Raw genomic sequence first — 25,787 nt, 5'->3', positions numbered from 1 at the left:
CGGCTACGGCTTGCTGTTGCCCGCCGTCGGCGAGGCCAGCGCCGCGGCGGAGGCCGGGGTGAGCACGGCCGGGGTCTTGCCCTTGTTCGCCGCGTCCACCCACTTCACCAGGTTGGCCGCGCTGATCTGCTCACCGTTGTAGGTCGGGTAGGCCGAGGTGCCGTTGAGCAGGATGGTCGGCGTGGAGCTGAAGCCCGACTTGTCGAAGGCGGTCTGCACCGCGGTCACCCAGGAGCCGAAGGTGTTGCCGTTGACGCAGGACGCGAAGGCCGGGTTGTTCAGCGCCGGGACCTGCTTGCCCAGGGTGATCAGCACGTTCTTGTCGGCCCAGGCGTCGTCGGTCTCGTCCGGCTGGTTCGCGTAGACCACGTCGTGGAAGTTGTGGAAGGCCCCCACGTTCTGCGCGCAGGCCAGCGCGTTGGCCGCGTTCTTGGAGCCGCTGCCCTGGTCGTGCCGGTCGATGAAGGACACCACGTGGTACTGGATCTTGAGCTTGCCCTGGCTCAGCAGCTGGTTGACCGTGCCGTGGAACTCCTTCTCGAACTCACCGCAGGCCGGGCAGCGCGGGTCCTCGTACACCGTCAGGGTGGACGGCGCGGCGTCCGCGCCGACCGGGATGACCAGGCTGTTGGCCCCCGCCGTCCCCTTCGGCGCGTCGGTGGCCGCCGTGTAGGAGCTGGTCTTGTGGTTCATCACCAGGACGCCGACCACGACCGCGACGACCAGGACCGCGAGCACGGTCCCGATGATGCCGAACTGGCGCAGCCGCCTGGCCTTGGCCTCCTGGGCGGCACGCTCCTCCTGCATCCGGTCGCGCGCGCTGCGCTTGGCCTCGGTGTTCTTCTGACTCATGTTGCTTCATCACCAACTGCGAGGGGACAGGGTCAACTGCTCGGGAAAGGCGGTCAGGGGGCGGCGAGCAGCCCGTCCAGGGAGAGCCGGGAGCGGGGCCGCCGGATCAGCCAGGCGGCCACCAGCAGGAACCCCAGGTCGCGGAGGATCTCCTGGAGGTAGGCGGTCTTGGACGCGCTCACCGCGCCGCCGCCGCCGAAGCAGCCGCAGTCGATGGAGATGCCGCGGGCCCAGACCGAGGCGATGGAGCCGATGTAGACCACCAGCAGCAGCCCGGAGACCATCGCCGCGATCCTGGTGCCGAGGCCCACCAGCAGCAGCAGGGCCAGCGCCATCTCCAGGAACGGCAGGCCGTAGCCGAACGGCTTGACCAGGGCCTCCGGTAGCAGCCGGTAGGCCCGGACCGCCTGCGCCGCCGCCTCCGGGTCGCCGATCTTGGCGTAGCCGGCCCAGCCCCAGACCACGGCCAGGCCGACCCTGGCGGCCGTGCCGATCCAGTCCGCGGCGGCCTGCCCGCGGCCGGTGCCCCCCGGTGTCACCCGGCGGCCCGTGCGGGCCAGTTGATCCGCGACCATCTCGTCATCGCCTCCCTGCGATCCGTACGGCGTGCTGCCTGTCTGCCGTCTGCTACTGATGCGGCGCTCCCTTGACGAGGGCCGCCAGCGCGGCCGGGTCGGTCAGCAGTTCGGGGTGCGCCCCGAGGTCGACCTCCTGGCCGTCCAGCAGCATCGAGGGGGTGCCGTGGTGCACCTTCGCGTCGGTGTAGGCCTGCTGGGCCTGGTTCACCCAGCTCCGGTACCAGAGGTCGTGCACCTCGGCGTCGAACGCGGCTCCGCGCAGCTTCGGCACCGCGGAGGCCAACTGCAGCAGCCTGGCCTCGGTGAAGCCGTCCACCGACTCGTCGGACTGGTTGGCGAACAGCAGCGCGTGGTACTCCGGGAAGCCGCCGTGGGCCAGCGCGGAGCGGGCGGCGTTGGTGGCCATCAGCGCGCCGGGGCCGGGCAGGCGCTGGTCCAGCGAGGACTCCAGCACATAGCGCAGCAGCACGGTGTGGGCGGCGGCGAGCTTCGCCAGTTCGGCGCCCTGGGCCGACTCGAACGCGGCGGTGGTCGAGCAGCGGAAGTCCTCGAACAGGGTGAGCACGGTCGGGGCGTCGGCATAGCCGACGTCGATCCCGGCCCCGTCCGGCGAGAGCCGGGCCGGGAGGCCGAGTAGCACCGCCCGCTGGGCCACGTCGGCGACCGCGGCCTGAGCGTGCGGCTTGGCCTGCGGTCTGGCCTGCGGCTTCGTGGCGGCGGGCTTGGCGCCCGGTTTGGCGTGCTGCTTGCCGTGCGGGGTGACCAGCGGCGCCCGGAGCAGGTCGCGGTCGGCGGCGACCGGGACGGGGCGCCGGTCGGCGGCCGGGACGGCGGACGAGCCGCGCTGCCCGCCCTCGGACAGGGCCTTCGCCACGGTGGCCTCGCCGCCGACGGCGACGGCCAGGGCGACGGCGGCGACAGCGGCCTTGGCCATCCGGACACGGGGTGAAGCAGCCACGGCGGACCTCCTCGGATCGCGGTCGTGCGAATGCGCGCACGGGCGGCGCCGAAAGGCACCACCTGCCGGATCATCAACGAGGAGAACAGCCCGGGGGGCACGCGCCACGCGGCCACTCACCTGAACGAGTGACCGCGCGGCGGGACCTGCGGGAATGCGGGCCGCAACCGGCGGCCCGCGGGCGTCAGCGCTTGCGGACGCCCTGGGCGAGTTCCGCGGCCAGCTCGCGGACCGCGGTGTACCCGGCCTCGGCCGAGGCCGCGTCCAGGATGCGCTGGACGAAGGCCGAGCCGACGATCACCCCGTCGGCGAACGCCGACACCTCGGCGGCCTGGGCCGCCGTGGAGACGCCGAGGCCGACGCAGACCGGCAGCTCGGTGGTCGCCCGGGTGCGCTTGACCAGGTCCTCGGCCAGCTCGCCGACCTGGGCCCGGCTGCCGGTCACGCCCATCACCGCGGCGGCGTAGACGAAGCCGGTGCCGTGCGCGGTGATCGTCGCCAGCCGCTCGTCCCGGCTGGACGGGGCCACCACGAAGACCGTGGCCAGGCCCAGTTCAGCCGCCGCCTCGGTCCAGGCCGTGGACTCCTCGACCGGCAGGTCGGGCAGGATGCAGCCCGCGCCCCCGGCCGCGGCCAGGTCCGCGGCGAAGCGCGCGGCCCCGTACCGGTCCACCGGGTTCCAGTAGGTCATCACCAGCACCGGCACAGCCGGGTTGGCGGCGGTGACCTGACGGACCGTCTCCAGCACGTCGGTGATCCGGATGCCGTTGCGCAGCGCGATGTCGTCGGCGGTCTGGATCACCGGTCCGTCCAGCACCGGGTCGCTGTGCGGCAGGCCGATCTCGACCACGTCGCAGCCGCCGTCGATCAGCGCCTGCACCGCGTCGGTCGCGCCGGCGATGGTCGGGAAGCCGGCCGGGAGGTAGCCGATCAGCGCGGCCCGGTTCTCGGCCTTCGCCGCGGCGAGGGTGGTGTCGAGCAGCGTCACTGGGAACCCCCCGCGAAGTCGTTGAGCAGGCCGAAGTACTCGGCGGCGGTGTGCATGTCCTTGTCCCCGCGGCCGGAGAGGCTGACCAGGACGGTCGCGTCCGGGCCCAGCTCTCGGCCCAGCTCCAACGCCCCGGCCAGCGCGTGCGCGCTCTCGATCGCCGGGATGATGCCCTCGGTGCGGGAGAGCAGCCGCAGCGCCTCCATGGCGGCGGCGTCGGTGCACGGGCGGTACTCGGCCCGGCCGACGTCCTTGAGGTAGGAGTGCTCCGGGCCGACGCCGGGGTAGTCCAGACCGGCCGAGATGCTGTGGCTCTCGATGGTCTGGCCGTCCTCGTCCTGCAGCACGTAGGTGCGCGAGCCGTGCAGCACGCCCGGGTCGCCCTTGGTGAGGGTGGCCGCGTGGCGGGGGGTGTCCACGCCCTCGCCGGCCGCCTCGATGCCGACCAGCCGGACACCGGCGTCCGGGATGAAGTCGTAGAAGATCCCCATCGCGTTGGAGCCGCCGCCGACGCAGGCGACGACCGCGTCCGGGAGCTTTCCGGTGCGGTCCAGCACCTGGGCCCTGGCCTCGATGCCGATCACCCGGTGGAAGTCGCGGACCATCATCGGGAACGGGTGCGGTCCGGCGACCGTGCCGAACAGGTAGTGGGTGGAGTCGACGTTGGCGACCCAGTCCCGGAACGCCTCGTTGATGGCGTCCTTGAGGGTGCGGCTACCGGACTTCACCGGCACCACCTCGGCGCCGAGCATCCGCATCCGGGCCACGTTCAGGGCCTGCCGCTGGGTGTCGACCTCGCCCATGTAGATGGTGCATTCCAGGCCGAACAGCGCGGCGGCGGTGGCGGTGGCCACGCCGTGCTGGCCCGCGCCGGTCTCGGCGATCAGCCGGGTCTTGCCCATCCGGCGGGTCAGCAGGGCCTGGCCCAGCACATTGTTGATCTTGTGTGAGCCGGTGTGGTTCAGGTCCTCGCGCTTGAGCAGCACCCGCGCGCCGCCGGCCTCGGCCGAGAAGCGGTGCACGTCGGTGAGCGGGCTGGGACGGCCGGTGTAGTCCTTCAGCAGGCCGGAGAGCTCGGCGGCGAAGGCCGGGTCGGCCTTCGCCTTCTCGTACTCGTCGGCGACCTGCTCGACGGCGGCGACCAGCGCCTCCGGGATGAAGCGCCCGCCGTACGCGCCGAAGTAGCCGCGCGCGTCAGGGGTGCTGACGTCTGGGGTGATGTCGTTGGACGACATGGGTGATGGTCCCTCAGGTGTGTGAGCCGATGGGTGACAAAGACAGAACGACCTACTGGCCGTCGGGTCCCTGCCATCGGGCGCCCGGCACCTGGCCCGGCTCCGCACCGATCACGTAGCGCACGCGCCGTCCCAGCACCCGGCGCGCGGGCGCGCGGCAGCCGCGGGGCTTGCAGCCGGGCTGGAGACGTGCGGACATGGCCATGAGGGTAGTGCTCAGCCCCGGCCGTGGCGAATCGCCGGATGCGCGCCCGCGGCGACCAGGTCGGCGACCGCGGTCCTCGGGTCGCGCCCGGTCACCAGGGACTCGCCGACCAGCACCGCGTCCGCGCCCTCGTTGGCGTAGGCGATCAGGTCGTGCGGGCCGCGGACACCGGACTCGGCGACCCGGACCACGTGGTCCGGGATCGACGGCGCGACATTGGCGAAGGTGTCCCGGTCGACCTTGAGGTCCTTGAGGTTGCGGGCGTTGACGCCGATGATCCGGGCCCCCGCGTCGACCGCGCGGGCCACCTCCTCCTCGTCGTGCACCTCGACCAGCGGGGTCAGCCCGATCGACTGGGCCCGCTCGATCAGCGACTCCAGCGCGGGCTGCTCCAGCGCGGCGACGATCAGCAGCGCCAGGTCGGCGCCGTGGGCGCGGGCCTCCCACAGCTGGTAGGCGGTGACGATGAAGTCCTTGCGCAGCACCGGCGTGTCCACGGCGGCGCGGACGGCCTTGAGGTCGGCCAGCGAGCCGCCGAAGCGGCGCTGCTCGGTCAGCACCGAGATCGCCGCCGCGCCGCCCGCCGCGTAGTCGGCGGCCAGCGCCGCCGGGTCGGCGATGGCGGCCAGCGCGCCCTTGGACGGGCTGGACCGCTTGACCTCGCAGATCACCCGGACGCTGTCGCCGCGCAGGGCGGCCACGCCGTCCTTGGCGTCCGGCGCGCGGGTCGCGAGCTCCTTGAGCTGGTCCAGGGACACCCGGCTCATGCGCTCCTCGAGGTCCTCACGGACCCCGGCGATGATGTCATCGAGCACGCTCACGCTGGATGCCCCCTTCTGGTGTGTTCGGGACTGCGGAGTTTCAGCACAGCTGTTCGGCTGCGTACAGCCTGATGCGATGGTATCCGCCACAGCGTCCGACGCTCGCATCCACACCGCCGCGATCTCGCCCACTGGACCTGACCGCGCCACGACCGCGCTGGTCAGACCACCGGCGGGGCCAGCCAGCCGCCGTACGGGGTGTTCCGCAGCACCGCGAAGACCAGCAGGGCGCCCAGCACCGCCCAGGTCCAGCCGCGGCTCAGGGTCGGCGGCTCGGTGGGCAGGCCGCGCCAGGAGCGGTAGGTCCAGCGCGCCCACAGCACCGCCGCCGCCGTCCCGGCGACCACCAGCAGCGCATTGTCGTGCAGCGCCGCCGCCAGATCGCCCCGGGTCAGCGCGTGCACGCAGCGCAGGCCGCCGCAGGCCGGGCACCACCAGCCGGTGACCCGCAGGAACGGGCAGACCGGGTAGTGGCCGGGGCGGTCCGGCGACACCGCGCCCACATACGCGGTCGCCGCGGCGGCGGTCGCCAGGGCGACCGCCGGCGCGACGAGCCTGCGCGAGGAGGCGGGCTGACCCGCCGTCACCGACATACCGGCACCGGGCCTGTCGCGTCGTCAGGAGTCGTCAGGAGGAGACGCCCGAGCCGACCGAGGCCTTCGGCGCGGCGGGGGCGAGGTGGCCGGAGTCCGGCTTCTTCCCGAAACCGGCGGCGGCCAGCGCCTTGCCGATCAGCGGGCCGACCACCGCGACGACCAGACCGGCGACGACCAGCCAGGGCACGGGAATGACCATGGCCACACCAGCGACCATGAAGCCGATGAAGCAGATCGTCACCCCGGTCCAGGCTGCGGTGGTGTGTCCGTGGGCGCTACCCGACATTGCTGCTCCTAGGTTGAACGTGGGCTCTCGACAGACATTGTTCCGTACGGCGGTCCGTGTCGCCGTACGGGGTGGCACCCTGACGGTTCAGCGTGTCGGGTCCTCGCCCCGGTCCATCGCCTTCCACAGGTCGGCCGGGGTCTCCGGGCCGGGCGCGGCGGCCCTGCGGCGGGCCGGGGCGGGGGTTCCGGCCGCGCCGGGGGCGTCGTAGCGGGAGGACATGCCGGGCCAGTCCCGGCCCCTGGCGACCACCAGCAGGCCGGCCAGCAGCAGCAGCACACCGCCGAGGGCGGCGGCCCAGGGCCAGCCGGTGTGGCCGACGCCGGTCGCGGTGGCCCGGGTCAGGCCTATCGCCCGCGCCGCACGCTCGTCCAGCGCCCCGGTAGCGGTGGCGGAGGCCAGCGCGGACGCGACGGTCCCGGCTCCGGCCAGCGCCAGCAGCAGGCCCAGCAGCTTGCGGGCCGGGCCGCGCACCGCGAACACCGCGACCGCGGAGGCCAGCCCGACCAGGGCCAGCGCGCCGGGCAGCCCGCTGGTCTCGGAGCCGGTGGCGGAGACCTTCAGCAACGAGCTCTGGAACGCGGCACTGCCGTGCGCCCAGGTCTGCCCGGCGGCCACCAGCACCACGGTCGCACCGGCGACGCTGCACAGCAGCATCGCCGCCAGGCTGCGCATCCCGCCACGCCGCGGGGCGGCGGGCGTGGCGGGCTCGGTGGCGGGTGCGGTGGCGTCGGCGGTGGTGCGGGGCTGCGGCAGAGCGGTCACCGTTCCAGTGTGCCCTGCGCCTCCGGGTCGGCCCGACCCAGGGGGTCGGCCGCGGGCCGGATCTCGCGCAGGCCGCCCGCACTGGCGACCGCCCGCAGCACCGCGGCGGCCTTGTTGCGGCACTCGGCGTCCTCGCTCTCGGGCACCGAGTCCGCCACCACGCCCGCGCCGGCCTGGACGTATGCCCGTCCGTCCCGGATCAGCGCGGTGCGGATGGCGATCGCGGTGTCGGAGTCCCCGGCGAAGTCCAGGTAGCCGACGCAGCCGCCGTACAGGCCGCGCCGGGTGGGCTCCAACTCCTCGATGATCTGCATCGCCCGCGGCTTCGGCGCGCCGGACAGCGTCCCGGCCGGGAAGCAGGCGGTCAGCACGTCGAAGGCGGTGCGGCCCGCGGCGACCTGCCCGGTGACCGTGGAGACGATGTGCATGACGTGGCTGTACCGCTCCACCGTCATGAACTCGACCACCTCGACGCTGCCGGGCGCGCAGACCCGGCCCAGGTCGTTGCGGCCCAGGTCGACCAGCATCAGGTGCTCGGCCCGCTCCTTGGGGTCGGCCAGCAGCTCGGCGGCCAGGTCGGCGTCCTCCTCCGGGGTGGCGCCGCGGTGCCGGGTGCCGGCGATCGGGTGCACCATGGCCCGGCCGTCCTCGACCTTGACCAGGGCCTCCGGGCTGGACCCGACCACGTCGAAACCGTCGAACCGGAACAGGTACATGTAGGGGCTCGGGTTGGTGGTCCGCAGCACCCGGTAGACGTCCAGCGCGCTGGCCGCGCAGGGCACCTCGAACCGCTGCGAGGGCACCACCTGGAACGCCTCGCCGGCCCGGATCCGCTCCTTGACCTCCTCGACCGCGGCCCGGTACGGCGCCCCGCCGAACGGCGACACCGCGTCCACCGAGGCCACCGGCACCAGCGCGGCGGCCCCGGCCGCGACCGGGCGGGCCAGGTCGGCGGTCATCGCGTCCAGCCGGGCCACCGCGTCCGCGTAGGCGGCGTCCACACCGGTGTCGCGGTCGTCGTGGTTGACCGCGTTGGCGATCAGGACGACGCTGCCGCTGGCGTGGTCGAGCACGGCCAGGTCGGTGGCCAGCAGCATGGTCAGCTCGGGCAGCCGGAGGTCGTCCGGGGCGAGCACCGGCAGCTTCTCCAGCCTGCGGACCACGTCGTAGCCGAGGTAGCCGACCATGCCGCCGGTGAACGGCGGGAGTTCGCCGCTCCGGTGCAGGTCGCGCGGGGTGTGCAGGGCCTCGATGGTGGCCCGGAGCACCTGCAGCGGGTCGCCCTCGACCGGGACGCCGACGGGCGGCTCGCCGAGCCAGCGCGCGCCGCCGTCCTGGTCCACCGTCAGCGCGGCGCTGCAGCGGACCCCGACGAAGGAGTAGCGGGACCAGGAGCGGCCCTGCTCGGCGGACTCCAGCAGGAAGGTGTTCGGCCGCTCGCCGGCCAGCTTGCGGTACAGGCCGACGGGGGTGTCCCCGTCCGCGAGCAGCCGTCGGACGACCGGGACCACCCGGCGGTCGACGGCCAGCTTGCGGAAGGTATCGAGGTCGGGGGTGACGGTGCCGGTGGTCATGGTCGCTGAGCCTACTGGTCGGCGGGGGCCGGGAGGACGGGGATGCCACCGGCGTCGAAGCAGGTCCGGTCGCCGGTGTGGCAGGCCGCGCCGACCTGGTCCACCTTCACCAGCAGGGTGTCGCCGTCACAGTCCAGGGCCACCGACTTCACCAGCTGGAGGTGGCCGGAGGTGTCGCCCTTGACCCAGTACTCGCGGCGGCTGCGGGACCAGTAGGTGCAGCGGCCGGTGGTGAGGGTGCGGTGCAGCGCCTCGTCGTCCATCCACCCCAGCATCAGCACCTCGCCGGTGTCGTACTGCTGCGCGACGGCGGGGACCAGGCCCTGCGGGTCGCGCTTGAGCCGGGCGGCGACGGCGGGGTCGAGCGCGGTGCTGCCCGGCGGGGCGGGGGCTGCGGCGGTGTCAGACATGGGTCCCATTCTGCCGCAGGCCGCGTTGCCCGCGGGGACGCGCCAGGGGGTGGCTGCCGGGGCGGCTCTGGGGCGGCTGCTGGGGCGGCTTCGGGGGCGCTGCTGGGACGCCCCATGGTGAACGGGCCTGTGTTGCGGGCATCCTGGTGCGCATGAGTGCCGAGGAGCCACCCGCAACCTCCCCGCGCAGGGGTCCGCAGCGTCGCACCGCGGTGGTCGCCGCAGGGGTGCTGGGGGTGCTGGTCGTCGTGGTGGTACTGGTCGTGGCGCTGTCGGGGGGCGGCAAGCACAAACCGCCCGCCGCGGCCCCGACCACCACCTCAGCCCCCGCCCCACCCCCACCGAGCCCGACGCCGAGCGCAGACCCGCAGACCTTCGCCTACATCGCCCTGCACACCGGTGACTGCGTCAGCGACCCGAGCGTCAGCACCAGCCTCAAGAAGCTGGTGAAGCACGACTGCGCCACCCCCCACGACGCCGAGATCACCGGCCGGATGCAGCTCCCGGACGGGCTGACCGCCGAACCGGCCATCGTGCAGCAGGCCAAAAAGCTCTGCAAGACGCTCAACGACACGGCCTGGCACAAGCAGGGCAGCCGGTCGAGCAGCCTCAACGAGGGCGCGTACTTCCCGGATCTGGCCGACTACAGAGCAGGTCGGCATACCGCGACCTGCATGCTGGAGATAGCCGCGGGCGCGGCCAAACTGCACGCGCCGCTGACGCAATGACGGGGCATCAGTCGTACGCTTGCCCCTATGTCGAACCATGCCCGACGTGAACGCCTGCTGCTGGCCGATCTGCTGGAGAGCGTGGGTCCCGACGCGCCTACCCTGTGCAAGGGCTGGACCACCCGGGACCTCGCCGCGCACGTGGTGGTGCGGGAGCGACGGCCCGACGCCGCGGGCGGCATCATGATCAAGCCGCTGGCGGCGCGCCTCGCCAAGGTGCAGGGCGAGTTCGCGGCCAAGCCGTACGAGCAGCTGCTCGAACTGATCAGGACCGGGCCGCCGAAGCTCTCGCTGTTCGGCATCCCCGGCGCGGACGAGGTCAGCAACACCGTGGAGTTCTACGTCCACGGCGAGGACGTGCGCCGGGCGCAGGACGGCTGGGCGCCGCGGGTGCTGGACGCCGAGTTCGCCGAGGTGCTGTGGAAGCGACTGGCCCGGATGGCCCCGCTGAGCGGTCGCCGGTCGCCGTCCGGCCTGGTGCTGCGCCGCCCGGACGGGCAGACCGCGGTGGCGCGCAAGGGCGCGCCGGTGGTGACCGTCACCGGCGAGCCCGCCGAGCTGCTGCTGTTCGCGATGGGCCGCCAGTCCCGCGCCGACGTCTCGCTGGAGGGCGACGAGGACGCCATCGGCAAGGTGCAGACAGCAGAGCTGGGCATGTAAGGAGCCCGGTGGCCCGGCCGGTCAGGCCTGGCGGACCGGGTGTCCCGCCTCGCGCAGCGCCTGCTTGACCTCGCCGATGCGAAGGTCGCCGAAGTGGAACACGCTCGCCGCCAGGACCGCGTCCGCGCCCGCCTCGACCGCCGGGGCGAAGTCGGCCAGGCGGCCCGCGCCGCCGCTGGCGATGACCGGGATGCCGACCGCCTTGCGGACCGCCCGGAGCAGCTCCAGGTCGTAGCCGTCCTTGGTGCCGTCGGCGTCCATGGAGTTGAGCAGGATCTCGCCCGCGCCCAGCTCGGCCGCGCGCACCGCCCAGGCGACCGCGTCCAGGCCGGTGCCGCGGCGCCCGCCGTGGGTGGTGACCTCGAAGCCGGAGTCGGTCCCCGCCCCTGATACCACGGCGCCCTCGGCCACCCGCCGCGCGTCGATGGAGAGCACCAGCACCTGACTGCCGAAGCGGTGGGCGATCTCCCGGACCAGCTCGGGCCGGGCGATCGCCGCGGTGTTGACGCCGACCTTGTCCGCCCCGGCCCGGAGCAGCCGGTTGACGTCCTCGGGCTCGCGGACGCCGCCGCCCACCGTGAGCGGGATGAAGACCTGCTCGGCGGTGCGGCGGACCACGTCGTAGGTGGTCTCCCGGGAGCCGGAGGACGCGGTGATGTCCAGGAAGGTCAGCTCGTCGGCACCCTCGGCGTCGTAGAGCCTGGCCATCTCGACCGGGTCCCCGGCGTCGCGCAGGTTCTGGAAGTTGACGCCTTTGACCACCCGCCCGGCGTCGACGTCGAGGCAGGGGATCACACGGACGGCGAGGGTCATGCGGAGGACTCCGGGTTCTTCTTGTAGGCCTCGACCTCGACCTCCACGGCCATCCGGGAGTCGAGCAGGGCGCTGACGACGACGATGGTGGCGGCCGGCCGCACCGCGCCGAACAGCTCCTTGTGCACCCGGCCGACCTCGTCGACGTCGCGGGCGTGGGTGACGTACATCCGGGTGCGGACCACGTCGGCGGCGGTGAGGCCGAAGCCGGCCAGGGCGGTGAGGGCGACCCCGAACGCGGTGCGGGCCTGGTCGTGCGGCGAGCCCTCGAACAGGATCCGGCCGTCGTCCCAGGCGGTGCAGCCGGAGACGAACACGAAGTCGCCGACCGCGACCGCCCGGGAGAAGCCGAACTGGTCCTCCCAGGGGCTGTGCCCGTTCACTCGTACCGGTTGCAGGTCCTGACGCTCCGTCATGCCGGATCCATTCCTGTCGGAGGACCCTCAGGACACCGTGGCCAGTGCCTCTTCGAGGGTGAATGCCTGAGCGTAGAGGGCCTTCCCGACGATCGCGCCCTCCACTCCGCTGCCGACCAGCGTGGCGATGTCACGCAGGTCCTGCAGGGAGGACACGCCGCCGCTGGCGACGACGGCCCGGTCGGTCGCGGCGCAGACGTTGCGCAGCAGCTCCAGGTTGGGTCCGGTGAGGGTGCCGTCCTTGTCCACGTCGGTGACCACGTAGCGGGCGCAGCCCTCGGCGTCCAGCCGGGCCAGCGCCTCGTAGAGGTCGCCGCCCTCGCTGGTCCAGCCCCGGCCGCGGAGGGTGGTGCCGACCACGTCCAGGCCGACCGCGATCCGGTCGCCGTACTCGGCGATGGCCTTGGCGACCCACTCCGGGGACTCCAGCGCGGCGGTGCCGAGGTTGACCCGGGCGCAGCCGGTGGCCAGCGCGGCCCGCAGCGAGTCGTCGTCGCGGATGCCGCCGGACAGCTCGACCTTCACGTCCAGCCGGCCGGTGACCTCGGCCAGCAGCGCCCGGTTGTCGCCGGTGCCGAAGGCGGCGTCCAGGTCGACCAGGTGGATCCACTCGGCGCCGGCCGTCTGCCAGGCCAGCGCGGCGGCCAGCGGCTCGCCGTAGGAGGTCTCCGAGCCGGAGGCGCCCTTGACCAGGCGCACGGCCTGGCCGTCCCGGACGTCCACGGCGGGCAGCAGGACGAGCTTGTCAGCGGTAGCGGAGGTCACAGCGAGTCGGTCCAGTTCTTCAGCAGGGTCGCGCCGGCGTCGCCGGACTTCTCGGGGTGGAACTGCGTGGCGGCCAGCGGCCCGTTCTCGACCGCGGCGACGAACGGCTCGCCGTGCTCAGCCCAGGTGACCAGCGGCGGGCGCAGCTGCTCGATCGGCTGCAGCTCCCAGTGCCGGACGGCGTAGGAGTGCACGAAGTAGTAGCGGGCGTCGGCGTCCAGACCGGCGAACAGGGTGCTGCCCTCGGCCGCCTTGACCGTGTTCCAGCCCATGTGCGGGACGATCGGCGCCTGCAGCGGCTCGACCGTGCCGGGCCACTCGTCGCAGCCCTCGGTCTCGGTGCCGTGCTCGACGCCGCGGGCGAACAGGATCTGCATCCCGACGCAGATGCCCAGCACCGGGCGTCCGCCGGAGAGCCGACGGCCGATCACCCGCTCGCCGCGGACCGCGCGCAGCCCCTCCATGCAGGCGGCGAACGCGCCGACGCCGGGGACCAGCAGGCCGTCGGCGTCCAGCGCGGTCTGGAAGTCTGAGGTCACCTCGACCTCGGCGCCGACCCGCTCCAGCGCGCGCTGCGCCGAGCGGAGGTTGCCCGAGCCGTAGTCGAGCACGACCACTCGCTTGGCCATCAGGACCGGCCTTTCTTCCAGGGGTTCCTCAGCCAGGGGTTCCGCATCAGGCGATCCGCATCAGCGCGGTGGCGAGGCACATGCCGGAGCCGAGGGCGAGCAGCAGGGTGATGCCCCGGGGCAGCTTCTGCTTCCAGAACGAGATCACCCCGCCGAGCAGGAACAGGCCGAGGAAGAGGATGACGATGGTCGAGGTGTTCATGGCTTACAGCGCGCCCTTGGTCGACGGGAGGATCCCGGCCGCACGCGGGTCCAGCTCGCTGGCGTACCGCAGCGCCCGAGCGAGCGCCTTGAACTGGCACTCGACAATGTGGTGGGCATTGCGTCCATACGGTACGTGGACGTGCAGCGCGATCTGCGCCTGGGCCACGAAGGACTCCAGGATGTGCCGGGTCATCGTGGTGTCGTAGGAGCCGATCATCGGCGCCATGTTCTCCGGCTCGGTGTGCACCAGGTAGGGGCGGCCGGAGAGGTCCACGGTGACCTGGGCCAGCGACTCGTCCAGCGGGACGGTGCAGTTGCCGAAGCGGTAGATGCCGACCTTGTCGCCCAGCGCCTGCTTGAACGCGGCGCCCAGCGCGAGCGCGGTGTCCTCGATCGTGTGGTGGGTGTCGATGTGCAGGTCACCGTCGGTCTTGACGGTGAGGTCGAACAGGCCGTGCCGGCCGAGCTGGTCCAGCATGTGGTCGTAGAAGCCGACGCCGGTGCTGATGTCGGTCTTTCCGCGGCCGTCGAGGTCGATCTCGACCTTGACCGAGGTCTCCTTGGTGGTGCGCTCGACGCGCCCGATCCGGGTCATGAGGTGGGAAGCTCCTTGAGCGAGGTGCGGACGGCGTCGAGGAAGGCGTCGTTCTCGGCCGGGGTGCCCGCGGTGACCCGGAGCCGTCCGGGCACTCCGTTGTCGCGGACCAGCACGCCCTTGTCGAGGATCGCCTGCCACATCGCGTGGCTGTTCGGGAAGACGCCGAACTGGACGAAGTTGGCGTCCGAGTCGGTCACCTCCAGGCCCAGCGCCCGGAGTTCGGTGACGATCCGGTCGCGTTCGGCCTTCAGCCGCTCGACGTAGCCGAGCAGGGTGTCGGTGAACTCCAGCGCCGCCAGCGCGGTGGCCTGGGTGACCGCGGACAGGTGGTACGGCAGCCGGACCAGCTGCACCGCGTCCACCACGGCCGGGTCGGCGGCCAGGTAGCCGAGCCGCAGCCCGGCCGCGCCGAAGGCCTTGGACATGGTCCTGGTGACCACCAGCAGCGGGCGGCCTTCGAGCAGCGGCAGCAGCGACGGCTGGTGCGAGAACTCGGTGTACGCCTCGTCGACGATCACGATGGTCGGCTTGACCGCCTGCGCCGCCTCGTACAGGGCGAGCACGGTCTCGCGCGGGACGGCGGTGCCGGTCGGGTTGTTCGGCGAGCAGACGAACAGCACGTCGGGGCGCTGCACCGCGATGGCGGCCAGGGCGACGTCCAGGTCGACGGTGAAGTCGTCGCCGCGCGGGCCCTGGGTCCAGTGGGTGCCGGTGCCGCGGGCGATCAGGTCGTGCATCTGGTAGGTCGGCGCGAAGCCCAGGGCGGTACGGCCGGGGCCGCCGAAGGTCTGCAGCAGCTGCTGCAGGATCTCGTTGGAGCCGTTGGCGGCCCAGACCTGCTCCCGGCCGACGGCGTGTCCGGTCGAGCTGGTCAGGTACCCGGCCAGGGCCTCGCGCAGCTCGACCGCGTCCCGGTCCGGGTAGCGGTTGAGGTGCCGGGCGGCCTCGGCGACCCGCTCGGCGATCCGGCGGACCAGCGGCTCCGGCAGCGGGTACGGGTTCTCATTGGTGTTGAGCAGCACCGGGACGTCCAACTGCGGTGCGCCGTAAGGGGATTTGCCGCGCAGCTCATCGCGGACGGGCAGGTCGTCGAGGTTCATGCGCCGGGTACCGTCCAATCGAAGCGGGCGCGTACGGCGTCGCCGTGGCCGGGCAGGTCCTCGGCGTCGGCGAAGGTGACCACGTGCCTGGCGACGTCGGCCAGCGCCTCGCGGGAGTAGTCCACCACGTGGATGCCGCGCAGGAAGCTCTGCACGCTGAGCCCCGAGCTGTGGCAGGCGCAGCCGCCGGTCGGCAGCACGTGGTTGGACCCGGCGGCGTAGTCGCCGAGCGAGACCGGCGAGAACGCGCCGACGAACACCGCGCCCGCGTTGCGGACCCGGGCCGCCACCGCGGCGGCGTCGGCGGTCTGGATCTCCAGGTGCTCGGCGGCGTAGGCGTTGACCACGTCCAGGCCCTGGTCGACCGAGTCGACCAGGATGATCCCGGACTGCTTGCCGCCCAGCGCCTGGCGCACCCGGGCCTCGTGCCGGGTCGCCGCGACCTGGGTCTTCAGCTCGCCCTCGACCGCCTCGGCCAGCGCGACCGAGTCGGTGACCAGGACCGACGCGGCGCTGGGGTCGTGCTCGGCCTGGCTGATCAGGTCGGCGGCGACGTGCCGTGGGTCGGCGGTGTCGTCGGCGAGGATGGCGATCTCGGTGGTGCCGGCCTCGGCGTCGATCCCGATCCGGCCCTTGAGCAGCCGCTTGGCGGCGGCGACGTAGATGTTGCCGGGGCCGGTGACCAGGTTGACCGGCGCGCAGCGGCTCTCGCCCTCGCCCGCGCCGTAGGCGAACATGGCGATGGCCTGGGCGCCGCCGACGGCGTACACCTCGTCCACGCCGAGCAGCGCGCAGGCGGCCAGGATGGTCGGGTGCGGCAGGCCGCCGTGCTCCTTCTGCGGCGGGGAGGCCAGCGCCAGGCTGGGCACCCCGGCCTCCTGCGCCGGGACCGCGTTCATCACCACCGAGGACGACAGCGGCGCCAGGCCGCCGGGCACGTACAGCCCGACCCGGTCGACCGGGACCCAGCGCTCGGTGACCGTGCCGCCGGGCGCGACCCGGGTGGTGTGGTCGGTGCGGCGCTGCTCGCGGTGGACCAGGCGGGCGCGGCGGATCGACTCCTCCAGTGCGGCCCGGACGGCCGGGTCCAGCTGCTCCAGGGCGGCGGTGATGGCGGCCTTCGGGACCCGGATGTCGGTCAGCCGGACCCCGTCGAACCGCTCGGTGATCTCGACCAGCGCCTCGACGCCGCGATGGCGCACGTCCTCGCAGATCGGCCGCACCCGGTCCAGGGCGGCCTCGACGTCGAGCTCGGCACGCGGGAGTACGGCGCGCGGGTCGTCGATGGATCCTCTGAGGTCGATTCGCGAAATCACAGGCCCCAGTCTACGGAGCGGCCGGGGCCCCTGTGACGCTGTACCACTTCGTGGGACGCCCCCGTTCGGGTCCGCCCGGTGGCCGGCGGTCACCGCCGCTGACACGCTGTCGCCCGTGGGCGGCCCCCCGGACGCCCGTACCGGTGAGCTGCCACGAGCGCGAACCGGTACGGGCACCGCGCGTCGCGGGCCCGCGGACCCGTACTCTTGCGCTCGTGACCGAACGGCTCCCCCTCTTCCCCCTGGGCACAGTGCTCTACCCGGGCCTGGTCCTGCCCCTGAACGTCTTCGAGGAGCGCTACCGCCGCCTGGTCGCCGACCTGGTCGCGGGCGACGAGCCGTACCGCTTCGGCGTACTGGCCATCCGGGACGGCCGCGACGTCGCCCCGACCGGGGTGGACCCGGGCAACCAGGCCCTGGCCGGGCTCGGCTCCGACCCGGCGCACGCCCTGTACGACCTGGGCTGCGTCGCCGAGATCGCCACCGTCGAGCAGCGCAAGGACGGCGGCTACGACCTGATCGCCACCGGCACCACCCGGTTCCGGGTCGAGTCCTTCGACGCCACCGGCCCCTATCTGACCGCCGAGGTCAGCCGGGTCGCCGAGCAGCCCGGGGACGAGGCGGCGGTGCTGGCGCAGGCCGTGGAGCGGCTGTTCCGGGCCTACCAGAAGCGGCTGGCGGGGGCCCGTGAGAGCACCGTCTCCGGGGTGCAGGAGCTGCCGGACGACCCGATGGTGCTCTCCTACCTGGTCGCCGCGGCGTCGGTGCTGGACACCGGGGACAAGCAGCGGCTGCTCGCGGCGGACTCGGCGAGCGAGCGGCTCACCGCGGAGCTGGCGCTGCTGCGCCGGGAGAACGCAGTGCTGGCGAAGCTGCCGTCGCTGCCGGCGGTGGAGCTGACCCGGCAGGCCTTCAACCCGAACTAGCCCGGCCGCTAGTCGACGGTGACCTGGGCCGGGGTGGACTGCACCGGCTCGGCCCAGAACTTGCCCTGGTAGGTCAGCGTGTAGATCCCGGTCTCGGTGGCCCGGACCGTCGCCGTGATCAGGCCGTTGGCGTCGGTGTACCCGGCGGCGACCCTGGTCTCGGTGGTGCAGCCCTTGGCGCAGAACTCCACCAGGACCTCCTGGAACGGGCTGACCACCCAGGTCCCGTGGTCCCAGTCCGGCCGCTTCAGCTGGCCGCCGATGGTGAACTGGCTGCCCTTCTCCGCGGTGTGCGGCGTGCCGAACTCGGTGAGCTGGCCGTCCTTCTTGATCGAGAAGCGGCCGGCCTTCTGCACCGTCCGCTCGTCCCCGTTCCGGCCGTGCACGGTGGCCTGGACGTACCACTGGCCGGCCATGTCGTCGAAGATCTGCTTCTTGGAGACGTCCACCGACGAGGTCCCGGTGCAGACCGAGATCTTGGCGGTCTTGGCGGTGCAGTGGGTGGCGCTCGCCGGGAGCACCGCCTGGTTGGGGCCCCACAGGCCGACCCGGTCCACCGAGGCGACGCCGGAGCCGTCCTCGGCGGTGATGCTGAAGCTGATGTCGGAGCTGCCGTCGGGGCCCAGCACGACCGGGTTGTCGCCGTTCACCGAGACCCCGAGGAAGCGCGCGTCGCCGCTGGACTCGTGCCGCTGGATGCCCGGCAGCAGCAGGCCGCCCACCGCCAGTGCCCCGGACGCCAGCAGCGCCGCCGACCGTCTACGCATGATCTCCCGTACCGCCCTGTCTCCGACTCCCCGCTCCGCACCATTGTCACCCGCGTGTACGGGTCGACTCGCCGCGCCCGCCGGATACGCTGCGTTCCGGTTGGGTAGGGGGGTCATCACCGGGGGCCCCAAGGAAGCTGGTGTGGGACGTGGACCGCTGTGTCGTGCTGGTGGATGCCGGATACCTGCTCGGGGCTGCCGCCAGCCTGCTCGCCGGGGAGAGCGCGCGGTCCCGGATCTCGGTGGAGCTCGGCGGGCTGATCGGACAGCTGCGGGAGCGGGCCGAGGCCGAGACCGGGCTGCCGCTGCTGCGGATCTACTGGTTCGACGCCGCCCCCGACCGCAGGCCGCTGCCGGAGCACCGGCGGCTCCGGGTGATGCCCCGGGTGACGGTCCGGCTGGGCGCGCTGACCCGGGCCGAGGGCCGGCTGGTGCAGAAGGGCGTGGACGCGGCGATGCACGCCGAGCTGTCCGAGCTGGCCCGCAACCGGGCCTGCGCCGACGTGGTGCTGGTCACCGGGGACGGCGACCTGCTGCCGGGGATGACCGCGGCCAAGGACTACGGGGTCGCGGTGCACCTGTGGGCGGTGCAGGCCGCCGACGGCGACTTCAACCAGTCCGAGGACCTGGTCGCCGAGGCGGACGAGCGCCGGGTGCTGGACCGGGAGTGGATCACCCGCTCGGTCCGGCTGCGCGAGGCCGCGCCGTACTGCGCGCCGAGCGATCCGCGGCCGGACTTCGCCGCCATCCTCTCCGTCCCGCCCGAGGCGGAGGTGGCGGAGCTGCCGGAGCAGCTGGTCGCGGCGGGGCTGGCGGCGGCGCTCTCGGCCGAGGGCGAGGCGGTCCGGCCGAAGGTGCCGACGCCCAAGGAGATCGCCGCCGGGCTGGCCTCCGGACGGGTCGCCGCGCCGCCCGCGCCGTCGCTGCTGCGGTGGTCCTCCGAGCGCGGGCTGACGGACCGGGCCGGCGAGGGCGGCGGGGCGGCCGAGGCCGTCCCCACGCTGGCGCAGCTCACCACCGCGGAGCAGAAGTGGGCCGACCGCGAGGAGGACATCACCGCGGTCGGCGGGGACCCGACCGAGGTCGGCCAGGTGTTCGCCCGCCGCTGGACCGACCGGCTCGGCGACCCGGCCCGGCTGGCCGTGCTCTGGCCGGACTACCCCCGGATCCCGCACCGGGTGGACGGCGAGCTGTTGCGGTACGCGGCCAGGTTCGGGCTGCTGGCGCACAAGGACGACCAGATCGACGAGCACGACCGCTACGCGATCCGCGCGGGGTTCTGGCGGGAGCTCGCGTTGCGGGTGCCGGGGGGCGACGGGGTGCCGGTGGACGGCTGACACGGTCGCAGCCCCAGGGGCGCGGGGAACTGCGCGAACGGCCATCCCGCTGCCGGTACCCGCAAACCCGGCGGGAAATCCCTCTCCGCCCGGCGGGTACAGTCGCACCGTGGACACCGAAGCACCCCCCGCGGTGGCATGCTGCAGCATCCGCGGCCTGACCAAGGAGTACCGGACCGGCCGCGGCGCGACCGTCCTCGCCAACAGCGACGTCTCGCTGGACATCCGCCGTGGCGAGGTCTTCGGCCTGCTCGGACCCAACGGCGCCGGGAAGTCCACCCTGGTCCGCCAGCTCACCGGGCTGCTGAAGCCCGACCGCGGCAGCATCGACATCCTCGGCCACGACATCGTCCGGCACCCGGAGCGGGCCGCCCGGCTCCTCGGCTACCTGGGCCAGGAGTCCACCGCCCTGGACGAGTTGACCGTCTCGCTGGCCGTGGAGACCACCGCCAGGCTGCGCGGCCTCCCGCGCGCCCGCGCCCGCGCCGAGCGCGACGCGGTACTCGCCGAGCTGGCCCTGGAGCCGCTGGCCGACCGTCCGCTGGCCAAGCTCTCCGGCGGTCAGCGCCGGCTCGCCTGCTTCGCGACCGTGCTGGTCGGCGCCCGGCCGCTGCTGGTCCTGGACGAGCCCACCACCGGCATGGACCCGGTGGCCCGCCGCGCGGTCTGGGCCGCCGTGGACCGCCGCCGCGCCGAGCTGGGCGCGACCGTGCTGCTGGTCACCCACAATGTGATCGAGGCGGAGACGGTGCTGGACCGGGTCGCCGTGGTGGACGAGGGCCGGATCATCGCCTGCGACACCCCCGGCCGGCTGAAGGCCCTGGTGGACGGGGACGTCCGGCTGGACCTGGTCTGGCGCGAGGAGGCCCCGCAGCACCTCCCGCCGGTCGCCGCGCTGGCCGCCCGCGCGGTCAGGAACGGCCGCCGCTGGACCGTGCGGGCCACCCCGGAGGAGGCCCGCGAGCTGGTCGCCGAGGTCACCTCGGGCCCCGCCTTCGCCGCGCTGGACGACTTCTCGCTGACCACGCCCAGCCTGGAGGACGTCTACCTGCTGCTCGGCGGCCGACACGAAGGGCTCGCCCGATGACCACCGCCGCCGTCCTGGCGCCCCGCTCCCCGCTGCTGCCCTCGCTCGGCGCGGTCTACCGGGCCCAGCTCTCCCGGGCCCGGGTCTCCCGGATCCCGCTGCTGTTCGTCGCCACCTTCCAGTCGCTGGGGATCATGGTGATGCTGCGCGGCGTGGTCAGCACCAGCGACACCGAGGCGGTCAGGGACGTGGTCGCCGGGTCCAGCGTGCTGGTGGTGGCCTTCGTCGCGCTGAACCTGCTGGCGCAGTACTTCGGACGGCTGCGGGCCGGCGGCGGCCTGGACCACTACGCGACGCTGCCGGTGCCCGCCGCCTCGGTGGTGCTGGGCACCGCCGCCGCGTACGCCTCGTTCACGGTGCCGGGGACGCTGCTGACCGCCGTGGTCGGCTGCGCGCTGTTCCAGCTCGGCTGGGTGCACCTGTGGGTGCTGCTGCTGGTGGTGCCGCTGGCCGGGGCGGCGCTGTCCGGCCTCGGCGCGGCCTGCGGGCTGCTGGCGGACCGGCAGGAGATCGCCACCCTGCTGGGGCAGCTCGGGATGTCGGCGGCGCTGCTGCTCGGGGTGCTGCCGGCCAGTCACATGCCGGTCCCGATCCGCTGGCTGCGCGACCTGCTGCCGTCGACGTACGGGGTCGAGGCGCTGTCCCGGAGCTTCGCCGCGCGACCCGACTGGGCCGCCGTCGGCGCCGACCTCGGGGTCTGCGCGGCGGTCGGGGCGCTCTCGCTGACCCTGGCCACCTGGGCCTACCGCCGTGCCGCCACGCGGGCCTGAGCAGGTCCGTGCGACGATGACGCGGTGACCGCACCCGACACCTTCCAGGACTCCCCCCAGGACTCCCCCGCGCTCGCCGCGCGGGCCCGGCGCGACCTGCGCCCCCTGGGCCACGAAGCGGGCCTGGCCCTGCTGCTGATCGCCGGCTCGGCCCTGCTCGGGCTGCTGATGGGGGTGTGCTGGCACTGGCTGGCGCCCAAGGTGCCGATGCACGCGGACTCCAGCGCGGTCTACCTGAACGACCCGGAGGGCGAGCAGGCGATCGGCGCGGACGGCACCTTCGCCCTGCTCGGCGCGGGCTTCGGCCTGGTCAGCGCGCTGGTCGCATATCTGCTGACCCGGCGCAGGCAGGGCGGCGTGGGCGTGGCGGTCGGGCTCGCCGGGGGCGGGCTGCTCGGCTCCTACCTCGCCTGGGGCGGCGGGCAGTCGGCCAAGGCGTACCAGAACGCGGTGCTGAAGCTGGCCAAGTCGGTGCCCACCGGGCACACCTTCCACGGGCCGCTGCAGCTGACCACCAAGGCCGTGGTGCTGATCTGGCCGATGGCGGCGCTGCTCCTGCTGCTGGCCCTGGTCGGCCTCTTCACCCCCCGCCCGGCGGCCCCCCAGCCGGTCTGGCCGGAACCGGTCGACCCGTTCGCCCCGGCGCCGCCGCAGGACCCCTTCCAGAAGCCGTCCCAGGACCCCCGGCAGGCACCGGTTCAGGATCCCCGGCCGACGCCGGGTCAGGAACCCCAGGAACCCCGGACGCCTCTGCAGACACCTCGCCAGGACGGTCCCGAGAGGCCCTAGCGGCGCGCTAGGGTGGAGCCTCTCCCGCTTCCGCCCCCTGCCCGAGGAGCGCCCGCACCGTGGCCGACAGCTTCGTTCACCTGCATGTCCACACCGAGTACTCGATGCTGGACGGGGCCGCGAAGAACGGCAAGCTGATCGGCGAGGTGGAGCGCCTCGGCATGCCCGCGGTGGCGATGTCGGACCACGGCAACATGTTCGGCGCGTACGAGTTCCAGCAGATCGGCGCCAAGAGCGGGGTCAAGCCGATCATCGGGATCGAGGCGTACGTCGCCCCCGGTTCGCGGTTCGAGAAGAAGCCGATGTTCTGGGCCCCGGGCGGGCAGCGCAGCGCCAACACCGACGGCGAGGGCGGCAAGGACGTCTCCGGCGGCGGCCGGTACACCCACATGACCATGTGGGCGGAGAACGCGCAGGGGCTGCGCAACCTCTTCAAGCTCTCCTCGCTGGCGTCCATCGAGGGCTACTACATGAAGCCCCGGATGGACCGCGAGCTGATCGCCGAGAACGCCGCCGGGATCATCGCCACCACCGGCTGCCCCTCCGGCGAGGTGCAGACCCGGCTCCGGCTCGGCCAGTACGACGAGGCGATCAAGGCCGCCTCCGCCTACCAGGACATCTTCGGCAGGGAGAACTACTTCCTTGAGCTGATGGACCACGGCCTGGACATCGAGCGCAACGTCCGCGAGGACCTGCTCCGGCTGGCCAAGGAGCTGCGGATCCCGCTCCTCGCCACCAACGACTCGCACTACGTCACCGAGGACCAGGCCGACGCGCACGACAACCTGCTCTGCATCGGCGTCGGCAAGAACAAGGACGACCCGAACCGGTTCAAGTTCAACGGCTCCGGCTACTACATCAAGACCGCCGAGCAGATGCGCGAGCTGTTCCGCGAGCTGCCCGAGGCCTGCGACAACACCCTCGGCATCGGCGAGCGGGTGCAGTCGTACGAGGAGGTCTTCAGCTACGTCGACCGGATGCCGCAGTTCGACGTGCCGGAGGGCGAGACCCAGGCCTCCTACCTGCGGCAGAAGATCGCGGCCGGGCTCAAGGTCCGCTACGGCGACAACCCGGGCCAGGAGGTGCTGGACCGGATCGAGCTGGAGATGGGCGTCATCTCCCCGATGGGCTTCGACGCCTACTTCCTCGTGGTCGCCGACATCTGCCAGTACGCCCGCGACAACGGCATCCCGGTCGGCCCCGGCCGTGGCTCCGCGGCCGGCTCGATGGTCGCCTACCTGACCCGGATCACCGAGCTGGACCCGATCGAGCACGACCTGCTGTTCGAGCGCTTCCTCAACCCGGAGCGGATCAACCCGCCCGACGTCGACATCGACTTCGACGACCGCCAGCGCGACCAGATGGTGCGCTACGTCACCGAGAAGTACGGCGAGGCCTACACCGCGCAGGTCAACACCTTCGGCACGATCAAGGCCAAGGCCGCGGTGAAGGACGCCAACCGGATCCTCGGCTACCCCTTCTCGATGGGCGACCGGATCACCAAGGCGATGCCGCCGGACGTGATGGGCAAGGGCGTCCCGCTGTACGCGCTGTTCGACGAGTCGCACCCGCGGTACTCCGAGGGCACCGAGATCCGGGCGATGTACGAGAACGAGCCCGACGTCCGGAAGATCATCGACACCGGCAAGGGCATCGAGGGCCTGACCCGCGGCACCGGCGTGCACGCCGCCGCGGTGATCCTCTCGTCCACCCCGCTGCTGGAACTGATCCCGCTGCACCGCCGTGACAAGGACGGCGTGATCATCACCGGGTTCGACTACCCCTCATGCGAGAACATGGGGCTGATCAAGATGGACTTCCTGGGTCTGCGGAACCTGGGAATCATCGACCACTGCATCAAGATCGTGAAGCAGAACCGCGGCGTCGAGGTCGCCACCGAGCAGATGCCGCTCGACGACCCCACCACCTACGAGCTGCTCGCCCGCGGCGACACCCTGGGCGTGTTCCAGCTGGACGGCGGGCCCATGCGGGCGCTGCTGAAGTCGATGAAGCCGTCCGAGTTCGCCGACATCTCCGCCGTCTCGGCGCTGTACCGGCCCGGCCCGATGGGCATGAACTCGCACAACAACTACGCCGACCGCAAGAACGCCCGCCAGGAGATCACCCCGATCCACCCGGAGCTGGAAGAGCCGCTGCGCGAGGTGCTCGGCCCCACCTACGGCCTGATCGTCTACCAGGAGCAGGTGCAGCGAGCCGCGCAGGTGCTGGCCGGCTACAGCCTGGGACAGGCCGACCTGCTCCGCCGGGCCATGGGCAAGAAGAAGAAGGAAGTCCTGGAGCAGGAGTTCGTCCCGTTCCACGCGGGCTGCAAGGAGCGCGGCTACTCGGACGAGGCGATCCAGGCGGTCTGGGACGTGCTGGTCCCGTTCGCCGGGTACGCCTTCAACAAGTCGCACTCCGCCGCGTACGGACTGGTCTCCTACTGGACCGCCTTCCTCAAGGCCAACTACCCGGCCGAGTACATGGCCGCGCTGCTCACGTCGGTGTCCGACGACAAGGACAAGATGGCGATCTACCTCGCCGAGTGCCGCCGACTGGGCATCAAGATCCTGTCCCCGGACGTGAACGAGTCCGTGGTCGACTTCACCGCCGTCGGCGACGACGTCCGGTTCGGGCTGAAGGCGGTCCGCAACGTCGGCATCCCGGTGATCGAGTCCCTGGTCGCCACCCGCACCGAGAAGGGCAAGTACACCTCCTTCGCCGACTTCCTGGACAAGGTCGAGCTGCCGGTCTGCAACAAGCGCACGGTCGACTCGCTGATCAAGGCGGGCGCGTTCGACTCGCTGAACCACACCCGGCAGTCGCTCTCCGCGGTGCACGAGAACGCCATCGACTCGGTCACCGGCCTGAAGAAGCAGCAGGCCATCGGCCAGGACGACCTCTTCGGCTCGATCGACACCGGCGGCGACAGCAGCGCCTCCATCGGCCTGGACTTCGAGCTCTCCGACCGGGAGTGGCCGCGCAAGCACCTGCTCAGCCTGGAGCGGGAGATGCTCGGCCTCTACGTCTCCAGCCACCCGCTGGACGGCGCCGAGCACATCCTGTCGCGGAAGCGCGACGTCTCCATCGCCGAGCTGCTGGGCTCGGGCCGCAACGAGGGCGAGGTCACCCTGGCCGGGCTGATCACCGGCGTGGACCGGCGGATCAACAAGGCGGGGAACGCCTGGGCCATCGTCACCCTGGCCGACCGGGACGGCTCGGTCGAGGTGCTGTTCTTCCCCAAGAACTACATGCTGATCCAGCAGGAGCTGATCGAGGACAACGTGGTCGCGGTCAAGGGCCGGCTGAACGAGCGGGACGGCGCGCTGTCGATCTTCGGCTCGGAGATGGCCCCGCTGGACATCTCCTCCGCCGAGCACGGCGGCCGGCCGCCGATCCAGCTGCGGATCCCGGAGCGGAAGATCACCCCGCAGCTGGTCGCCGAGCTCCGCCGCACCATGCGGGCGCACCCGGGCGAGGTGCCGGTCCGGCTGCTGATGGAGGGCCGGGTCAAGAGCGTCCTGTTCGAACTCGGCTTCACCGTCGACCCGGAGAGCGGCTTCGCCAGCGACATCAAGGGCCTCCTCGGCCCGGGGGTGTGGGCCGCGGCCTGA

29 protein-coding genes are annotated in these 25,787 nt (G+C 72.8%); 8 read left to right on the top strand and 21 right to left on the bottom strand.

All coding sequences use genetic code 11. The features are described from left to right. Positions 1 to 3 precede the first annotated feature (3 nt). From ACEZDE_RS09550 to hisI, 12 genes are all read right to left on the bottom strand, one after another. A complete protein-coding gene (locus ACEZDE_RS09550) occupies positions 4 to 852 on the bottom strand; it encodes a DsbA family protein (protein ID WP_380534501.1) in 849 nt (282 codons plus the stop codon). 53 nt (positions 853 to 905) lie between these two features. Next, entirely contained in the window at positions 906 to 1,427 is a 522-nt protein-coding gene (locus ACEZDE_RS09545; protein WP_380534499.1) for a MauE/DoxX family redox-associated membrane protein, read from the bottom strand. A gap of 52 nt (positions 1,428 to 1,479) precedes the next feature. Further along, entirely contained in the window at positions 1,480 to 2,388 is a 909-nt protein-coding gene (locus ACEZDE_RS09540; RefSeq protein ID WP_380534497.1) for a DsbA family protein, read from the bottom strand. 184 nt (positions 2,389 to 2,572) lie between these two features. Then, positions 2,573 to 3,376: a tryptophan synthase subunit alpha gene (trpA, locus tag ACEZDE_RS09535; RefSeq protein WP_380534492.1), complete on the bottom strand. Its 804-nt coding sequence runs from the start codon at positions 3,374 to 3,376 to the stop codon at positions 2,573 to 2,575. After that, a complete protein-coding gene (gene trpB / locus ACEZDE_RS09530; RefSeq protein WP_380534490.1) occupies positions 3,373 to 4,611 on the bottom strand; it encodes a tryptophan synthase subunit beta in 1,239 nt (412 codons plus the stop codon). The genes trpA and trpB overlap by 4 nt, the downstream gene beginning before the upstream one ends. Before the next feature lie 52 nt (positions 4,612 to 4,663). Next, positions 4,664 to 4,810, bottom strand: coding sequence for a tryptophan biosynthesis modulator TrpM (trpM, locus tag ACEZDE_RS09525; protein ID WP_380534488.1), 147 nt, complete (start codon positions 4,808 to 4,810; stop codon positions 4,664 to 4,666). A gap of 17 nt (positions 4,811 to 4,827) precedes the next feature. Then, entirely contained in the window at positions 4,828 to 5,637 is an 810-nt protein-coding gene (gene trpC, locus ACEZDE_RS09520; protein WP_380534486.1) for an indole-3-glycerol phosphate synthase TrpC, read from the bottom strand. 161 nt (positions 5,638 to 5,798) lie between these two features. Beyond that, positions 5,799 to 6,230: a DUF2752 domain-containing protein gene (locus ACEZDE_RS09515; RefSeq protein WP_380534484.1), complete on the bottom strand. Its 432-nt coding sequence runs from the start codon at positions 6,228 to 6,230 to the stop codon at positions 5,799 to 5,801. Positions 6,231 to 6,264: 34 nt separating this feature from the next. Next, on the bottom strand, positions 6,265 to 6,519 hold the full coding sequence (locus tag ACEZDE_RS09510) for an HGxxPAAW family protein (RefSeq protein ID WP_380534482.1): 255 nt from the start codon (positions 6,517 to 6,519) through the stop codon (positions 6,265 to 6,267). Positions 6,520 to 6,606: 87 nt separating this feature from the next. Further along, positions 6,607 to 7,284: a TIGR02234 family membrane protein gene (locus ACEZDE_RS09505; RefSeq protein WP_380534480.1), complete on the bottom strand. Its 678-nt coding sequence runs from the start codon at positions 7,282 to 7,284 to the stop codon at positions 6,607 to 6,609. Continuing rightward, positions 7,281 to 8,858 (bottom strand): anthranilate synthase component I, encoded by a 1,578-nt coding sequence (locus ACEZDE_RS09500; RefSeq protein WP_380534478.1) that lies wholly within the window; start codon positions 8,856 to 8,858, stop codon positions 7,281 to 7,283. The genes ACEZDE_RS09505 and ACEZDE_RS09500 overlap by 4 nt, the downstream gene beginning before the upstream one ends. A gap of 11 nt (positions 8,859 to 8,869) precedes the next feature. Beyond that, positions 8,870 to 9,277 carry a phosphoribosyl-AMP cyclohydrolase gene (gene hisI / locus ACEZDE_RS09495; protein ID WP_380534476.1) on the bottom strand — a complete coding sequence of 136 codons (408 nt, stop codon included), beginning with the start codon at positions 9,275 to 9,277 and terminating at the stop codon, positions 8,870 to 8,872. A 143-nt stretch (positions 9,278 to 9,420) separates the two neighbouring features. On the opposite strand from hisI, the gene ACEZDE_RS09490 reads away from it, so the two are divergent. Together ACEZDE_RS09490 and ACEZDE_RS09485 are read left to right on the top strand one after the other, a co-directional pair. Further along, complete coding sequence (locus ACEZDE_RS09490; protein WP_380534474.1) at positions 9,421 to 9,996, top strand: hypothetical protein; 576 nt, start codon at positions 9,421 to 9,423, stop codon at positions 9,994 to 9,996. A 27-nt stretch (positions 9,997 to 10,023) separates the two neighbouring features. After that, positions 10,024 to 10,656: a TIGR03085 family metal-binding protein gene (locus ACEZDE_RS09485; protein WP_380534472.1), complete on the top strand. Its 633-nt coding sequence runs from the start codon at positions 10,024 to 10,026 to the stop codon at positions 10,654 to 10,656. 21 nt (positions 10,657 to 10,677) lie between these two features. Here the strand turns inward: ACEZDE_RS09485 and hisF are convergent, their stop codons facing one another. Genes hisF through hisD form a run of 8 tightly spaced genes read right to left on the bottom strand, consistent with a single transcriptional unit; the run spans position 10,678 to position 16,497 of the window. Next, positions 10,678 to 11,469, bottom strand: coding sequence for an imidazole glycerol phosphate synthase subunit HisF (hisF, locus tag ACEZDE_RS09480; RefSeq protein ID WP_380534470.1), 792 nt, complete (start codon positions 11,467 to 11,469; stop codon positions 10,678 to 10,680). Further along, the gene (locus ACEZDE_RS09475) at positions 11,466 to 11,885 is read right to left on the bottom strand and encodes a RidA family protein (RefSeq protein ID WP_380534468.1); all 420 of its coding nucleotides are present in this window, start codon (positions 11,883 to 11,885) and stop codon (positions 11,466 to 11,468) included. The genes hisF and ACEZDE_RS09475 overlap by 4 nt, the downstream gene beginning before the upstream one ends. A gap of 27 nt (positions 11,886 to 11,912) precedes the next feature. Continuing rightward, on the bottom strand, positions 11,913 to 12,650 hold the full coding sequence (priA, locus tag ACEZDE_RS09470; RefSeq protein ID WP_380534466.1) for a bifunctional 1-(5-phosphoribosyl)-5-((5-phosphoribosylamino)methylideneamino)imidazole-4-carboxamide isomerase/phosphoribosylanthranilate isomerase PriA: 738 nt from the start codon (positions 12,648 to 12,650) through the stop codon (positions 11,913 to 11,915). Next, entirely contained in the window at positions 12,647 to 13,279 is a 633-nt protein-coding gene (hisH, locus tag ACEZDE_RS09465) for an imidazole glycerol phosphate synthase subunit HisH (protein WP_380534464.1), read from the bottom strand. The genes priA and hisH overlap by 4 nt, the downstream gene beginning before the upstream one ends. Before the next feature lie 46 nt (positions 13,280 to 13,325). Continuing rightward, positions 13,326 to 13,481: a hypothetical protein gene (locus tag ACEZDE_RS09460; RefSeq protein ID WP_380534463.1), complete on the bottom strand. Its 156-nt coding sequence runs from the start codon at positions 13,479 to 13,481 to the stop codon at positions 13,326 to 13,328. Positions 13,482 to 13,484: 3 nt separating this feature from the next. After that, positions 13,485 to 14,078, bottom strand: a complete 594-nt coding sequence (gene hisB / locus ACEZDE_RS09455) for an imidazoleglycerol-phosphate dehydratase HisB (RefSeq protein ID WP_380534461.1) — start codon at positions 14,076 to 14,078, stop codon at positions 13,485 to 13,487. Beyond that, entirely contained in the window at positions 14,075 to 15,181 is a 1,107-nt protein-coding gene (locus tag ACEZDE_RS09450; RefSeq protein WP_380534459.1) for a histidinol-phosphate transaminase, read from the bottom strand. Before ACEZDE_RS09450 ends, hisB begins: the two co-directional genes overlap by 4 nt. Next, positions 15,178 to 16,497 (bottom strand): histidinol dehydrogenase, encoded by a 1,320-nt coding sequence (hisD, locus tag ACEZDE_RS09445; RefSeq protein ID WP_380534457.1) that lies wholly within the window; start codon positions 16,495 to 16,497, stop codon positions 15,178 to 15,180. Before hisD ends, ACEZDE_RS09450 begins: the two co-directional genes overlap by 4 nt. Before the next feature lie 215 nt (positions 16,498 to 16,712). Here hisD and ACEZDE_RS09440 point away from each other — a divergent pair, with 215 nt between their 5' ends. Further along, positions 16,713 to 17,423 (top strand): LON peptidase substrate-binding domain-containing protein, encoded by a 711-nt coding sequence (locus ACEZDE_RS09440; protein ID WP_380534455.1) that lies wholly within the window; start codon positions 16,713 to 16,715, stop codon positions 17,421 to 17,423. Between the two features lie 8 nt (positions 17,424 to 17,431). Here ACEZDE_RS09440 and ACEZDE_RS09435 read toward each other — a convergent pair whose 3' ends face one another. Then, positions 17,432 to 18,190, bottom strand: a complete 759-nt coding sequence (locus tag ACEZDE_RS09435; protein WP_380534453.1) for a hypothetical protein — start codon at positions 18,188 to 18,190, stop codon at positions 17,432 to 17,434. A 149-nt stretch (positions 18,191 to 18,339) separates the two neighbouring features. On the opposite strand from ACEZDE_RS09435, the gene ACEZDE_RS09430 reads away from it, so the two are divergent. From ACEZDE_RS09430 to dnaE, 5 genes are all read left to right on the top strand, one after another. After that, positions 18,340 to 19,527 carry an NYN domain-containing protein gene (locus ACEZDE_RS09430; RefSeq protein WP_380534451.1) on the top strand — a complete coding sequence of 396 codons (1,188 nt, stop codon included), beginning with the start codon at positions 18,340 to 18,342 and terminating at the stop codon, positions 19,525 to 19,527. 109 nt (positions 19,528 to 19,636) lie between these two features. Continuing rightward, the gene (locus tag ACEZDE_RS09425; protein ID WP_380534449.1) at positions 19,637 to 20,614 is read left to right on the top strand and encodes an ABC transporter ATP-binding protein; all 978 of its coding nucleotides are present in this window, start codon (positions 19,637 to 19,639) and stop codon (positions 20,612 to 20,614) included. After that, entirely contained in the window at positions 20,611 to 21,384 is a 774-nt protein-coding gene (locus ACEZDE_RS09420) for an ABC transporter permease (RefSeq protein ID WP_380534447.1), read from the top strand. Before ACEZDE_RS09425 ends, ACEZDE_RS09420 begins: the two co-directional genes overlap by 4 nt. Positions 21,385 to 21,408: 24 nt before the next feature. Beyond that, complete coding sequence (locus ACEZDE_RS09415) at positions 21,409 to 22,173, top strand: hypothetical protein (protein ID WP_380534445.1); 765 nt, start codon at positions 21,409 to 21,411, stop codon at positions 22,171 to 22,173. Positions 22,174 to 22,232: 59 nt separating this feature from the next. Then, entirely contained in the window at positions 22,233 to 25,787 is a 3,555-nt protein-coding gene (dnaE, locus tag ACEZDE_RS09410) for a DNA polymerase III subunit alpha (protein ID WP_380534443.1), read from the top strand.

It is taken from the genome of Streptacidiphilus cavernicola (assembly GCF_042510955.1).
Classification (GTDB): Bacteria; Actinomycetota; Actinomycetes; order Streptomycetales; family Streptomycetaceae; genus Streptacidiphilus; species Streptacidiphilus cavernicola.
Note: the sequence above shows the minus strand (reverse complement) of the source record. Positions and strands in the feature narration are given on the sequence as shown.